The organism is Pseudofulvibacter geojedonensis (assembly GCF_042675745.1).
In the GTDB taxonomy this organism is placed as follows: domain Bacteria; phylum Bacteroidota; class Bacteroidia; order Flavobacteriales; family Flavobacteriaceae; genus Pseudofulvibacter; species Pseudofulvibacter geojedonensis.
This window is the reverse complement of the sequence record NZ_JBHTJM010000010.1, coordinates 346,100-360,014: the sequence shown is the minus strand read 5'-3', so window position 1 is coordinate 360,014 and position 13,915 is coordinate 346,100. Positions and strand designations below refer to the sequence as shown.

The following is a 13,915-nucleotide window of genomic DNA, read 5'->3' as shown; positions in this document are numbered from 1 at the left end:
ATTATTTAAATTGTTTCAAAGATAATAAATGAGAGTCTTATTAATAGGAGAATATAATAGATCGCACTTTTTTTTAAAAGAAGGATTACAAGAACTTGGCCACGAAGTAACCGTTATTGGTTTAAATGATGGGTTTAAAAAGGTTGCTGTTGATATATCTCTAGACCAAAATTATACTTCTGGAATTAAAAAAAAAATAAAGGTCCTACTTCACAAACTATTTAATATTGATTTACATTCGAAAAGTATTAAAAAACAAATATTAAAAAATCAGAGTCAATTAAAAGGGTATGATATCGTTCAGTTTATAAATGAAAGTTCTTTTTTATGCACTCCAAAAATTGAATGTGAAATTTTTGACTTAATTAAGTCATGGAACAATAAGGTATTTTTATTATCATGTGGTACAGATTACATAAGCATAAAATATGCTTACGATAAAATTCCTAAATACTCTTTATTAACTCCATACTTTGAAGGAAAAGGAAGCAAAAATAACTATCAAGCTCCTTTAAAATACTTGCAAGAAGACTTTAAAAAATTGCATAAACATATCTATAAAAATATTGCTGGTGTAATTGCTTCTGATTTAGATTACCACTTACCATTAAAAAACCATCCTAAATATTTAGGTTTGGCACCTAATCCGGTTAAAATATTACCACCTAATCCTATAAAAGAAATAAAAGGAAAAATAATTATATTTCATGGTATCAACCTGTATAATTATTACAAAAAAGGAAATGATATTTTTGAAAAAGCACTTGAAATTCTTCAGAAGAAACACAAAAACAACATATCTATAATTACTGTAAAAAACATTCCTTACAATGAATATATAAAGAGTTTTGACGCTGCACACATTTTACTAGATCAGGTTTATTCTTATGACCAAGGATTTAATGCTTTAGAGGCCATGGCAAAAGGAAAAGTTGTATTTACTGGTGCAGAAACAGAATGGTTAAGTTTACATAATTTAAAAGAAGATACCGTAGCAATAAATGCAATTCCTGATCCACAACAAATTGCAAAAAAACTAGAATGGCTAATCTTAAACCCCGATAAAATAATTGCTATTTCAAACAAAGCTCAAGAGCATGTTATAAAAAACCATAACTATATAAAATCTGCTCATAAATATATCGATTTATGGAACTCTGCTAACTAATTTTAGGAAAACGCAACTCCAATGCTACTCTAGTTATATCTAGATTTTGATTAACTGCTGAACCGTGTATTAAAAACGGACTAAACAATAATGCCTCTCCTTGTTTAGGGTTTGGTCTAGTCATTTGAAAATCTCCTTCAGATGATTCTAATATACAAGGCACATTATACACATTACCATTTATTTTGGCCCCCTTAGCACTTGTTCTTAATATTTTGTTTTCTGGCAACATATGGCTACCTGACACTATTGGTAGTGATGACTTTTCGTTACATCCACTAATTGGAACCCATATATTAATAATATCTTCCCAGAAACTTAAATAACCATCTCTATGTGGTGGATTAATATCTAAAGAATTAGGTCTGCTTATTCTAACTTGTACATGGCTTTTTTGTAATTCTTCTACCCATGATGTTAATTTACAACCAAGAACAGCACCAAATTTTTGAGTGAGACTTTCAATATCAAAATCTAGATCAGATACGGTCAATTCCCTTGTTTTACTAATTACTTGAAAGTGCTCTTCATCTGTTTTTACAACTTCATGATATTTCTCTAACTCAAAACATTCTTCATTAAAAAAAATGCTTGAATCCTTTAATGCTCGAATAACGTTTTCTTTTATCGATTTTTGAAGACTTAAAAACTCATCAGCTCCAAAAGCTTTTACTATAGAGTACCCCTTATCTATCCATTTAACTTTAGATATAACATTGTTTTCTTTTTGAAACAGAGTTTCATCTTTCCCCCAAAAGAAATCTCCTTCAACCTCAAATTCAAAAGGTTCTTTATCTATATAAACTCTACATTTTTTTCTCTCCATATATCACAAAATCTTTTATACAACGACTCTGCTAACCTTTTATTGCATGATTCCCAAACAAATGTTTTTTTAACATAACAACCACTAATAAAAAATACAAAACAAACCTAATAAAATGAGCAAGTACAACTCCCTCTGCTCCTAAACTCTCAATAAAAAAAGAAGCTAAAAAGTAAAAAATTATTAGTGAAAAAAGTTCAGTAACAACAAACTGAATCACCATTTTTTTAGCAAAAAATTGATGGGCAATAATAACTGATGCTATCTTTATAAAATCACCTAACAATTGCCATTTAAACAACGGTTTCATTCCTAAAAATTCATCTGATTTTGCTATTAAAATAACCCATTCTCTACAAAAGAAAATAAGTAACATCCCTAAGGCAAAAAGCGGTAATACTGTTTTGTATATATTGAGAACTTCTTTCCTAAATGCAATGCTATTTTTTATTGTTGAAAACTTAGGCAAAACATATAATGTTAATATTGCCGAAATAAACATAATGTATTGTTTAGAAATATTGGTCATTCCAGTCCAATTTCCCGCATCATGAATTCCGATTTTATTTGTTAACTCGCCCCTTAGATACATCTCAACAAAATTTCCTAAAAATGTAGACACTAAAGACATTATTGTAAATGCAAATAATTCATTCTTATAAGGAATGGAAAAAGATAAATCTTTAAACTTTACATAATCTTTTATTACTTTAATATAAAAATAAGCTACAAGAGTAAATTGAACTATAGGAGATATAGCAATAGCTATTAATGCTCCGTTAATGTTTTTATAAAGTACCATTACTATTAACAACAAGATACTGCACACATAACTTATTAAATTAATAGTCACAAAAGACTTATAAGCAGACAGCCCGTTTACAACACCATTAAATATTCTTACTAAAGCTATAAAAGGTACCGAAATAGCTACTATTTTGAATACAAATGAAAACTCTTGATTAGGGAATATGTAATCATTTAATATTTCTGCACCAAAAAAAAGTACAAAGAAAGCGAACAAACTAGCACAAAGAATATATACAAAAGCTGTAGAAAACAATTTTTGCAATTCTTTTTCCTCTTCTCTATGTTCTGATACATATTTTACAATCCCGTTAAAAACCCCAAGAGTAGAAAAAGACTCTATCATGGGCAGGATGTTTCTAATATTTCCCAACTGAGCTACTCCAGAAGGACCCAATAATTCTGCAATTACTTTTTGAGATACGAATGCTAATACCAACCTAATTGAAACTCCCATAGAGTTAAAGGACGTTATCTTTAACAACAAGTTGTTTTTTATAAATGCTGGTACCTTCAATTCTAAAATTGATTAATGATATTAATTATTTTTTGAGTAACTCCCATACTCTGAACTGGACTTATTGGCAAACTTAACACTTGATTATGTAAAGTTTCCGACACTGGTAATTTTAATATATTAAGCTCTTCTAAGGCTTTTTGCTTATGAGGTGGTATTGGATAGTGAATAGCTGTTTGTACACCATTTTCAAATAAAAATTGCTGTAAATTATCCCGTTCAACACACCTAATTACAAAAGCATAAAACACATGAGAATTATCATTTTTGGGTAACTGTATTTTAGAATTTTTAATACCATCTAAATACTTTTTCGCTATTATCTTTCTCTTTTCATTATCAGCTTGCAGATATGGTAACTTGATTGACAAAAATGCAGCTTGTATTTCATCTAACCTAGAATTAACACCTATGTGTTCATACTTGTATTTGATGTTGCCACCATAATTACGGAGCTTACTAGCTACGGTATACAAGTCATAATCATTAGTTGTTATGGCCCCACCATCTCCTAATGCTCCTAAATTTTTAGTTGGATAAAAACTAAAAGCAGCAGCATTAGATAAATTACCGGCTCTTACTCCATATTTATCTGAAGAACCATGAGCTTGAGCAGCGTCTTCAATAACTAACAAATTATAATCTTGTGCTATTCTGTTTACTTGCTCCATATCAGATAATTGTCCATATAAATGAACTGGTAATACTGCCTTAGTTTTCTTTCCTATTTTAGATTTAAAATCTGAAATAGAAATGTTATATGTTTCAGTACAAGGCTCAACTAAAATTGGAACTAAGTTTACCTGCTTAATAGCTAAAATAGAGGCTATGTAAGTATTTGCTTGCACTAGAACTTCATCACCTTCCTTTAATTTACCCAAAACTATATAAGCCTTTAAAATAAGTGTTAAAGCATCTAGTCCGTTCCCCACACCTAAACAAAATTTTGTACCACAAAAATCTGCAAATTCCTTTTCAAATTGTTCTAACTTATCTCCAAGAATGAATTGCCCAGAATTTAAAAAAGATTTCAATGCTTCACTGTAATCCTTTTCAAAACGGGAGTTAATCTTTTTAACATCTAAAAAAGGAATCATATTAAAATAGAATTTAAAAAATCTTTATTTGCCACCGTTATTTTATATTGCTTGTAAACTTTTGTTCTAGCTCCAAATCCTTCTTTCCAATACAATAAACCTTCATTAATATTCTCTCCAAAATTTTCGTTTGATATTCCAAAATCAAAAATCTTTTTATCAGATAATACTTGTGTAAATAGATAATTATGCAAAAAATCTAGGCTTCCTAAAACATTTTTATTTTTATCAGCCGACATATATTGAGAATGCACTAAATGCTTATTCATAAACAATGTCGTTCCTGCTACAATCTTTCCATCTTTATAAACATTAAATTGCCTAATGTTATCAGGGAATCTTTTTTTTAACAAAGAAATTTCTTCACAAGAATGAGTTGGTTTTACTTGGTGTCTAAATGATAAATTTGGAATTAAAATATCATTCCAAAATTCTTCAAAATCATGTACCTCTCTTACTTCTAATTTATTTTTAATTCCTTTTTTTATTCCCGCGATACGATCTTTAGAAAAATTCATTTCTTCGGTTAATAAAAGACTAGAAGAAACATCTACTTTAACTAAATGAGACTTTAATATAAAATGCAAGTATTCTAACTCCTCATTAGGAAACAGCGAATACATCTCTGGCAACTGCTTAATGTACAAATGTTTTACATTCAAAAAATCACAAAAATCCAACACAGACTTTAGTGTTTTTAAAAAAGTTGTAAACTTGAGCTTTTCTGTTACTAACAAGCCTCCATATGTTAAACCTTGGTGAGAATACACATTGCCTTTATAAATATTTGCTGGTAAAACACCAATCAATTTATCTTCCTTAAAGCATAAAAGAGAAAAATCTTCAAATCTATCTTTATGGTAATCCATAAAGTCTCTCATAAATAAAAACGTAGCATTTTTACACTCTTTCACAAAAGTATCCCACAGTAATTTATCTTTTGGCTTGTATTTTCTAACTTTAAACAAAAATCATGTGTAATTTAGGTTAAAAATAGTACTTTTTAACCTAAAAAGATTCTCTTATAACAAGTATATCTTCTAGTATACATTTTTTTGTATATTAACCACCCTAAAATAAATACGAAATGAAAAAAATCATACTTTGCTTAAGCCTTATGTTTATTTTTAGCTTAAGTTTCTCTCAAAACTTACCCGTTGACCCAAAATCAAAAAAAATAACCTTTATGAAAACAGTAGATGCTACTGGTTTATCTGCTCAACAAATATATGATGTTGCTAAAGAATGGGGAAACGAACAGGCATTTATGGTTGAAGAAAACAAATCGGGATCTAAAATTGTTTTTAAAGGATCTTGTAAAGTTACATATCCAGCTACTAAAAGTGCTGAAAAGTTAGACGGAAACGTATCTTTTAAATTTCAAATTGGAGCTAAAGAAGGTAAGTACCGTTATATTGCTATAAATTTTTCTCATTCTGGAGCTCCAGATGATGGTGGAGCACTAGAAGATCGCGTACCTGACTGCGAGTTTACAAATATTTCTGCTAGATCTTGGACTGTTATAAAGCAACAGACATATAAAGAAATGAATAAACTCATTAAAAGTTTAACAGATAAAATAACTGCTGTACAAAACGACCCTACTAAATCTGACGATTGGTAAAAGAATGTAATTACAACCAAAACTAAGAAGTTTCGCTTCTAATTAGACCAACACAAAAGCCTTGACTCTCAAGGCTTTTTATTTTCTACACATTATGGGAGAATACCAAAGAAAAACTATACTAAAAAATGATTGTTCTATTGAAAAAACAATAAATGTAATTTCGGGAAAATGGAAACCTGCCATATTAAATGAACTTTTAAAAACAAATCTTAGGTTAAAAGATATACAGAAAGGATTACCAGAAGCCTCAAAAAGAGCATTAACTCAGCAATTAAAAGAATTAACAAAAGATGGTCTTATTAAGAAGAAAGACTTTAATCAATACCCTAAAAAAACAGAATATTCTCTCACTAGTTTAGGAACTCAACTGCGTACTGTTTTTACCGAACTTTCTAAATTTGGAGATAATTTATAATAGGGTAAAATTCACCCCTTATTTGATTCTTTTTTTAAACTCAGTAATTTTGTTGCATAACTAAAAACAACTATGAATAAAAAAGGTGTAATTATATTAGGTAGCTCAAGAAATAATGGTAATACAAATAAAGTTGTAAGCTTTGTAAAAGATAAAACTGGTTTTGATGTTATCGATTTAAGTTTAAAAAACATCAACCCTTTTGATTATAATTTTAGACATAAAGATGATGATTTTATTCCTTTAATGAACAAAATTGTTAGCAATTATAACACTATTATATTTGCAACTCCTGTATATTGGTATGCTATGAGCGCCACTTTAAAAATGTTTTTCGACAGAATTACCGATTGTCTAATTATTGAAAAAGAAATTGGGAGGAAATTACGTGGGAAAGAAATGGGAATGATTAGCTGTGGCTCAGATTCTGAATTAAAAAAAGGGTTTAAAATGCCATTTGTAGAAAGTGCCAATTACTTAGGTATGAATTATATTGGCGATGTTCATACTTGGATAGAAGATGATTGTATACCCGATTCATTAAAGAAAGAATTAACAATTTTTTCAGAAAAAATAATTGATTAAAAAAACCGGATTAAAATTTTAATCCGGTTTTTAACTAAACACCAATGCTGTTATTCCTTATAAATTAGCAACTTCTTTTTTGGCTATATCATACTCTTCCAACATTTCTTTTACAATTTCTGCTGCTGGTTTGATATCTTTTATTAGACCTGCAATTTGACCAATTTCTAATTCTCCTTCTTCTAAATCTCCTTCAAACATTCCTCGTTTAGCCCTTGCTCTACCCAATAACTTTTTAATTTCTTCTACTGTTGGTGTTGTTTTATACAACTCTTGTACGTCGTTGTAAAACTTATTTTTGATGAGCCTTACAGGAGCAAGTTCTTTTAATGTTAAATGAGTATCTCCATCTTGAGCATTAACCACTACTTCTTTAAATTTTTGATGAGCTGAAGACTCTTCACTAGCCACGAACCTACTGCCCACCTGTACAGCATCTGCCCCTAATACTCTAGCTGCAAGCATTCCTCTTCCGGTTGCTATACCTCCTGCTGCTATTAATGGCACACTTATTTTTTCTTTAACCATTGGTATTAAAGTTAAAGTTGTAGTTTCTTCTCGACCATTATGCCCACCAGCTTCAAACCCTTCAGCAACAACAGCATCAACACCAGCAGCCTCAGCTTTAAGAGCAAACTTTACATTACTAACCACATGTACAACAGTAACACCTCTTTCCTTTAACCAAGTGGTCCACGTCTTTGGATTTCCTGCTGAAGTAAACACTATTTTTACTCCTTCAGCAATAATTATATCCATAATTTCTGTAATATTAGGATATAACATAGGAACATTAACCCCGAAAGGCTTATTGGTTGCTTTTTTGCATTTTTGAATGTGTTCTAATAACACATCTGGATACATAGATCCTGCTCCTATTAAACCTAAACCTCCAGCATTACTAACTGCCGAAGCTAATCTCCACCCAGAATTCCAAATCATTCCTGCTTGAATTATTGGATATTCTATTTGAAATAAATCACATATTTTATTTGACATTTCTATCTATATTTTAAACTAAAAAACCTCCCTGCAAGATACAGAAAGGTTTTGTTTTTTTATTGATTCTTTTTTGTATTATACAAAGAATACTATCTATTACTCCTTTACGATTTTAAAAGTTTGAGTAGATTTTTCTGATTTTATTTTCACAAAATAAATACCTGAAGATAAATTATTAAACGTAACAGTATTCTTTTGTGCATGTATATTTTTACTGAATATTTTTTTTCCTAATATATCGTAACAATCCATTTCTGCTGTATATATTCCTGTTGGAAAATTTAGATATAGTAAATCTTGGACTGGATTTGGATAAACAGAAAATGTATTCTTTTGAAATTCAGATACAGTCAAGGCATTATTTAGAGCCAGTTCTAAATTTGGAATTCCATAACCCAATTCATAGTTAGGAGAAGAATATATAGAAGCTGATTCTTTTACCAATTGCATTATTTGAGCACTTGTTAAACTAGGTAACGCTTGCCACAAACACGCTACACCTCCTGCCAATATAGGCGATGAAAATGATGTTCCGTTAGATGTTGCTACAGCTCCAGAAGTATTGATTATATACGCAGCCTGCCCTTGAACTGAAACGTCTGGTTTTATTCTATTATCAGATGTTGGCCCTTTAGAACTAAAACTTGCATAGTTACCGCTTGCATTTACAGCTCCAATAGACAAAACTGTTTCTACATCTGCAGGCATACTAACTCTACCTCCCCATGCAGCATATGATCCATAATTTCCAGCAGAATTTACTACAATCATACCTTTAGATGCTGCCAATGTAGCCCCTCTAGATATAAAAGAATTAGCTCCTGTTAAATCTATATTATAATCGTAATTATATGCTGTGTTATCATAAAATGTGTAACCCAAAGACGAATTTACAATATCTACACCAAGCCTATCTGCCTCTTCAATTGCTTCTACCCAATAGCTTTCCTCGGCAGGTGTTTCACTAGCAACATCTTCTGTTATAAATAAATAAAAATCTGCATCTGGAGCAGTTCCAACAAATTGCCCCTCTAAGTAACCAGCTATATCAGACAATACATGAGCTCCGTGACTATTACTTACATAAAAGTTACTATTTCTATTAACAAAATCATAACCTCCTTTAATTTGATTATTATCTCTTATACGTTGAAAACCTGGATTGATATCTACATTAGGAAAACCTGCATCTAAAACGGCTATTAACATTCCAGATCCTGTAAAATTTTGCTCATGGAGTTTGTGTCCATTAAACATTTGTATTTGATTTACAGCACTGCCATAATCAAACACAGTATTCACCGCTTGCTCTGAAGCAAACTTATTTGTTATTCGATTACTTGCGCTATTTGCCCCTGAAAATCTACCTCCTGTGTTTAAATCATCATTGGCATATTCTATATGATCTACAAAAGACAAAGACAATAAAGAATTGATATCCGACTGTATACCGGTAACATGCAAGGCATTTAGCCATTTAGATTTTGCTTTAACAGTAATACCGGTTGCCGATTCTATTTCTGTAATATTACTTGGTGTAATTGGCACATCTGTATAGTCTAGAGATATTCCTTGGTTAGTTCTTCTATCAATAGCTCTTTGAGTTAACATTGTTAAAGGGTTGGCTAAATAGGTATCTACATTCTCTTTATTATTAAAAAACACCCATGCATGTTCCTCTTGAGAAAAACCTACAATAGAGAAAAACAATATATATACTAAAAGTAATTTTTTTATCATAATTAAGGGATTATAAATGCAATTTACGAAATTACTCCCGAACCAACTAACTCATCTTCAATATAAAAGGCTACAAACTGTCCTTCTGTAATAGCACTTTGAGCTTCTTCAAACAAAACATACATTCCTTTTTTTGTTTGATGCAAAGTTGCTTTTTGCAATGGTTGGCGATAACGAATTCTAGCATCTACTTCCATAGTTTCTCCTACAGATAACTGCAAATCTTCTCTAACCCAGTGTATCTCATCATTTGAAACCAATAGAGCTTTTCTAAACAAACCAGGGTGATTGCTTCCCTGACCTGTATAAATTACATTCTCTTTAACATCAGTATCTATAACAAATAATGGTTCTGGTGTACCTCCTACTGCTAAACCTTTGCGCTGACCTTTAGTAAAATAATGTGCTCCCTGATGTTTACCTACTTCTTTTCCGTCAGCTAAAGAATATTCAAATTTTGTTGAATAATAAGCTAACTCATCTTCTTTATTGGCGAAATCTGGAGTAGACATTTGGTATCCAACATGATCTTTAGCCACCTCAACAATAACCCCTTCCTTAGGAGCTAATTGCTGTTGTAAAAACTCTGGCAACCTTACTTTACCAATAAAGCATAAGCCCTGAGAATCTTTTTTATCAGCTGTTACTAAATCTTGTTCTGAAGCTATTTTTCTAACTTCTGGCTTTGTTAACTCTCCCACAGGGAACAAAGCTTTTGCTAATTGCTCTTGAGATAATTGACATAAAAAATAAGATTGATCTTTATTACTATCTACCCCAGCCTTTAATTGGTAAACAGTTTCACCATCTTTCTCTATACTATCTTTTCTACAATAATGTCCTGTAGCTACATAATCAGCTCCTAAGTCTAATGCTATTTTCATAAACACATCAAACTTAATTTCTCTATTACATAAAACATCTGGATTAGGAGTTCTTCCACGTTCATATTCATTAAACATATAATCCACTATACGTTCTTTGTATTGAACTGATAAATCTACTGTTTGAAAAGGAATTCCTAATTTTTCAGCAACTAGCATAGCATCATTACTATCGTCTAGCCATGGGCATTCATTAGATATAGTAACCGTATCATCATGCCAGTTCTTCATAAACAAGCCTATTACCTCATAGCCTTGCTCTTTAAGTAAATATGCTGTAACACTAGAATCTACACCTCCCGATAAACCTACAACAACTCTCTTCATTTTTTTATCCTTTCTTTTGGAGGCGCAAAGATAGGAATAAATGACATATTTATAAATAACAAAAGACTATACCGTTTAAGTATAGTCTCTTATTATTTTATACTTGAATTATTTTGCCTTTTTCTTCTTCGGATTATTTGACTTTGTATAATCTTTAGTCTCAATTAACTTTCCGTCTTTATAGTATTTCCAAACTCCTCTAGGCTTCCCCATAGCATACTTTCCTTCTAGAATTTTTTTACCTGCTCTATACTCTGTAAAATATCCATCTATACGCCCGTTTACATAATTCATATCTTTTACCAATACACCCTCATTTGTAAACATTTGCTTTTTACCATTTAACTTACCATTAGTATAGTTCTCTACCTGTAAAATTTTTCCGTTCTTATAATAAGAGGTTTTTTTTCCATTTAGCCTACCTTTCTCATAAAACTCGATTTCACTAATTTCTTTACTATTCTTATGGTAAAACTTCCATTCACCAACTCTTATCTTTCCGTTTAAAAAACCTTCGTTCAAAAGCACTCCGGTAGACGTATAATATTTTACTTCTGCTAAATCAGAATTTGGTTGAAACGTTTTTATTAAAGATGGATGTTTAGCTTTGGCTTCTTTATGATAGAACTTAAAAACTCCAACTTCTTTTCCATGTTCAAACTGACCAGTATATCTAACTTTCTCGGTTCCTGGAAAAAATTTTCTCCATTTACCATGTCTCTCCCCTTGTTTATCAAATTGATTGTATTCTTGCGCAGAAACAAAACCTACAATTAACAAACAAATCAATACTATTAAATTTCTCATAACTAATTAGGTGCTTTACTATTTAACGAATGTACTATAATTTTAGTATAACAAAAAAAATGCCTAACCATATTGATTAGACATCTTTTTATTTATACATATTTCTGATGTATCATTGCTCAGAAGTTATTTCTTCTTACTAGCTTTTTGTTGCTGCTCTGCTTGCTCCATCATTTCTTGCATTTTCTTCTGGAACTTATTTTGCTTTTTAGGCTTCTTTTTATGTGCTTTAATTTTAGCTAATACTTTTTCTTCATCTATTAAGAATTTCTTAATAGCTAACATAATACCTATGGTTAGTAAGTTAGAAACAAAATAGTATAAACTTAATCCACTAGCATAATTGTTAAAGAAAACCAACATCATTAATGGAGAGAAGTACAACATATACTTCATCATTTTTTGCATATCTGGCATTCCTTCTTGTACTGGCGCTTGCATATTAGCTTGTTGCGCCTGACTCATACGCATGTAAAAGAATATAGCAATAGAAGCTAATATTGGAAATAGACTTACGTGATCTCCGTAAAAAGGAATATCGAAAGGTAATTTGTACACACTATCATAAGCCGATAAATCTTCTGCCCACAAGAAGTTCTTCTGTCTTAAACCAATTTCTTTCGGAAAGAATTTAAACAAGGCAAAGAAAATAGGCATTTGTAATAATGCTGGTATACAACCCGACATCATACTTACACCAGATTCACGTTGAATACGCATGGTTTCTTGCTGGCGTTTCATAGCATCTTTTTTATCTGGGTACTTCTCATTCACCTTTTGCAGTTCTGGACGAATTACTTTCATCTTTGCACTAGACATATACGACTTGTACACTAATGGCGACATGATTAACCTAACAACAATCGTCATTAAAATAATGATCAATCCATAGCTACCTATAAATCCACTTAAGAGCTTAAATACAGGAATAAACAAGTACTTGTTTAAGAATCCAAAAACCCCCCATCCTAAATTGATATTCTCTTCTAGGTCTAAACCTTCGTAAGACTTTAAGATTTGATAATCGTTTGGACCATAATACCACGCAAAGTTGTTATTAATTTCTCCTCCAGCTATAGCAAGTGGTGTTTGTACTTCGAAACCTTTTAAGAACTCTGTTTCTTTAGTATCGCGCTCTACATAGTTTTCTTGCTTTAAATCTAATTTCTTGAACCCACTTTCCGCAATTAAAATAGATGAGAAAAAATGTTGCTTAAAGCTTACCCAAGTAGCCTCTTCTACAACATCATCGTTCTCTTGCATACCTAAACACTCCATATCACCATCTTCTAAATAGTGAATAGCCGTATTTTGATTTTCATAACTTAAAGCCTTTTCATTTGGAAACGCCTTTAACTTCCAGTCTAAATTGACAGGATTAGATGTATTAACAACTGAAGCTAATCCTTGAGAGCGTATAGTAAAATCTATTAAATAATCATTCTCTTTGATTTCATACCTATATTCTAAAAACTGAGTAGGAGAAGCTTGCAACTTCATTGAAACAACTTGATTGTTTCCGTTTTTTGTTACAGTTGGAGTAAAGTACAAATCTTTGGTGTTAAGTATTCTATTATCTGTAGTACTTAAAACTATATTTAAAGATGCATTATTGTCTTTTACTAAATAAACAGGTTTCCCGTCGTGAGTTTTATAGTCTTTTAACTTAGCTTCGTTTAAATAACCTCCCTTATTATTAAAACTTAATTCTATTACTTTATTACTAATAGTTGTACTTGCATCTACTGCAGATGGCAAACTTGCACTATAAGCAAACTTTCCTAGTTTGTTTTGTAACTCAATGTTAGCAAGAGAATCATTAACTGGTTCTACTGCTTCTACAACTGCTGTATCTTCTTTAGGCTCTTTATCTTTTTTAGCTGCTTCTACTTGCTCTGCTTTGACTTTTTCTGCTGCTATTTCTGCTTCAGTAGGTTTGTTCATATAGAACATCCAAGTCATTAAACCCGCTATAAGAATATAGCCTATTAACTTTTTAGCATCAAACTTTTTTTCTTCCATTTACTTTTGTCTTTACATAGAAAACACACTACTAAGAGTGTGTACTTTTCTACGTTCTTTTATTTATCAAAAAAAACACCAATTCTTCTTT

At 31.0% G+C, this 13,915-nt stretch carries 13 protein-coding genes; 4 read left to right on the top strand and 9 right to left on the bottom strand.

All coding sequences use genetic code 11. The features are described 5' to 3' along the window. Nucleotides 1-28: 28 nt before the first annotated feature. A complete protein-coding gene (locus ACFQ1O_RS13655; protein WP_377716823.1) occupies nt 29-1,168 on the top strand; it encodes a glycosyltransferase in 1,140 nt (379 codons plus the stop codon). On the opposite strand, the gene ACFQ1O_RS13650 is transcribed toward ACFQ1O_RS13655, so the two are convergent. The 4 genes from ACFQ1O_RS13650 to ACFQ1O_RS13635 are packed head-to-tail and all read right to left on the bottom strand — an operon-like array spanning nt 1,161 to nt 5,383. Further along, nucleotides 1,161-1,994: a phytanoyl-CoA dioxygenase family protein gene (locus tag ACFQ1O_RS13650; RefSeq protein WP_377716821.1), complete on the bottom strand. Its 834-nt coding sequence runs from the start codon at nt 1,992-1,994 to the stop codon at nt 1,161-1,163. The genes ACFQ1O_RS13655 and ACFQ1O_RS13650 overlap by 8 nt on opposite strands. A 31-nt stretch (nt 1,995-2,025) precedes the next feature. Continuing rightward, nucleotides 2,026-3,285 carry an O-antigen translocase gene (locus ACFQ1O_RS13645; protein WP_377716893.1) on the bottom strand — a complete coding sequence of 420 codons (1,260 nt, stop codon included), beginning with the start codon at nt 3,283-3,285 and terminating at the stop codon, nt 2,026-2,028. Nucleotides 3,286-3,320: 35 nt separating this feature from the next. Beyond that, on the bottom strand, nt 3,321-4,415 hold the full coding sequence (locus ACFQ1O_RS13640) for a DegT/DnrJ/EryC1/StrS family aminotransferase (RefSeq protein WP_377716819.1): 1,095 nt from the start codon (nt 4,413-4,415) through the stop codon (nt 3,321-3,323). Then, the gene (locus ACFQ1O_RS13635) at nt 4,412-5,383 is read right to left on the bottom strand and encodes a GNAT family N-acetyltransferase (RefSeq protein ID WP_377716817.1); all 972 of its coding nucleotides are present in this window, start codon (nt 5,381-5,383) and stop codon (nt 4,412-4,414) included. The genes ACFQ1O_RS13640 and ACFQ1O_RS13635 overlap by 4 nt, the downstream gene beginning before the upstream one ends. A gap of 119 nt (nt 5,384-5,502) precedes the next feature. Here ACFQ1O_RS13635 and ACFQ1O_RS13630 point away from each other — a divergent pair, with 119 nt between their 5' ends. The 3 genes from ACFQ1O_RS13630 (at nt 5,503) to ACFQ1O_RS13620 (ending at nt 7,042) form a co-directional block, all read left to right on the top strand. After that, nucleotides 5,503-6,039, top strand: coding sequence for a DUF4468 domain-containing protein (locus ACFQ1O_RS13630; protein ID WP_377716815.1), 537 nt, complete (start codon nt 5,503-5,505; stop codon nt 6,037-6,039). 94 nt (nt 6,040-6,133) lie between these two features. Further along, nucleotides 6,134-6,457 (top strand): winged helix-turn-helix transcriptional regulator, encoded by a 324-nt coding sequence (locus ACFQ1O_RS13625; RefSeq protein ID WP_377716813.1) that lies wholly within the window; start codon nt 6,134-6,136, stop codon nt 6,455-6,457. A gap of 72 nt (nt 6,458-6,529) precedes the next feature. Beyond that, a complete protein-coding gene (locus ACFQ1O_RS13620) occupies nt 6,530-7,042 on the top strand; it encodes a flavodoxin family protein (RefSeq protein ID WP_377716811.1) in 513 nt (170 codons plus the stop codon). Nucleotides 7,043-7,099: 57 nt separating this feature from the next. Here the strand turns inward: ACFQ1O_RS13620 and ACFQ1O_RS13615 are convergent, their stop codons facing one another. The 5 genes from ACFQ1O_RS13615 to yidC form a co-directional block, all read right to left on the bottom strand. Beyond that, nucleotides 7,100-8,041, bottom strand: coding sequence for an NAD(P)H-dependent flavin oxidoreductase (locus tag ACFQ1O_RS13615; protein ID WP_377716809.1), 942 nt, complete (start codon nt 8,039-8,041; stop codon nt 7,100-7,102). A 99-nt stretch (nt 8,042-8,140) separates the two neighbouring features. Beyond that, nucleotides 8,141-9,784, bottom strand: a complete 1,644-nt coding sequence (locus tag ACFQ1O_RS13610) for a S8 family serine peptidase (protein ID WP_377716807.1) — start codon at nt 9,782-9,784, stop codon at nt 8,141-8,143. Between the two features lie 23 nt (nt 9,785-9,807). Beyond that, nucleotides 9,808-10,995 carry a tRNA 2-thiouridine(34) synthase MnmA gene (gene mnmA / locus ACFQ1O_RS13605; protein ID WP_377716805.1) on the bottom strand — a complete coding sequence of 396 codons (1,188 nt, stop codon included), beginning with the start codon at nt 10,993-10,995 and terminating at the stop codon, nt 9,808-9,810. 108 nt (nt 10,996-11,103) lie between these two features. Then, nucleotides 11,104-11,802, bottom strand: a complete 699-nt coding sequence (locus tag ACFQ1O_RS13600) for a toxin-antitoxin system YwqK family antitoxin (RefSeq protein WP_377716803.1) — start codon at nt 11,800-11,802, stop codon at nt 11,104-11,106. 126 nt (nt 11,803-11,928) lie between these two features. Further along, nucleotides 11,929-13,824 carry a membrane protein insertase YidC gene (gene yidC, locus ACFQ1O_RS13595; protein ID WP_377716801.1) on the bottom strand — a complete coding sequence of 632 codons (1,896 nt, stop codon included), beginning with the start codon at nt 13,822-13,824 and terminating at the stop codon, nt 11,929-11,931. Nucleotides 13,825-13,915 lie beyond the last annotated feature (91 nt).

Coding starts and splice junctions, on each gene's coding strand:
- ACFQ1O_RS13655 (WP_377716823.1), top strand. CDS start 29: ATGAGAGTCTTATTAATAGGAGAATATAATAGATCGCACTTTTTTTTA.
- ACFQ1O_RS13650 (WP_377716821.1), bottom strand. CDS start 1,994: ATGGAGAGAAAAAAATGTAGAGTTTATATAGATAAAGAACCTTTTGAA.
- ACFQ1O_RS13640 (WP_377716819.1), bottom strand. CDS start 4,415: ATGATTCCTTTTTTAGATGTTAAAAAGATTAACTCCCGTTTTGAAAAG.
- ACFQ1O_RS13630 (WP_377716815.1), top strand. CDS start 5,503: ATGAAAAAAATCATACTTTGCTTAAGCCTTATGTTTATTTTTAGCTTA.
- ACFQ1O_RS13625 (WP_377716813.1), top strand. CDS start 6,134: ATGGGAGAATACCAAAGAAAAACTATACTAAAAAATGATTGTTCTATT.
- ACFQ1O_RS13620 (WP_377716811.1), top strand. CDS start 6,530: ATGAATAAAAAAGGTGTAATTATATTAGGTAGCTCAAGAAATAATGGT.
- ACFQ1O_RS13615 (WP_377716809.1), bottom strand. CDS start 8,041: ATGTCAAATAAAATATGTGATTTATTTCAAATAGAATATCCAATAATT.
- ACFQ1O_RS13610 (WP_377716807.1), bottom strand. CDS start 9,784: ATGATAAAAAAATTACTTTTAGTATATATATTGTTTTTCTCTATTGTA.
- mnmA (WP_377716805.1), bottom strand. CDS start 10,995: ATGAAGAGAGTTGTTGTAGGTTTATCGGGAGGTGTAGATTCTAGTGTT.
- ACFQ1O_RS13600 (WP_377716803.1), bottom strand. CDS start 11,802: ATGAGAAATTTAATAGTATTGATTTGTTTGTTAATTGTAGGTTTTGTT.
- yidC (WP_377716801.1), bottom strand. CDS start 13,824: ATGGAAGAAAAAAAGTTTGATGCTAAAAAGTTAATAGGCTATATTCTT.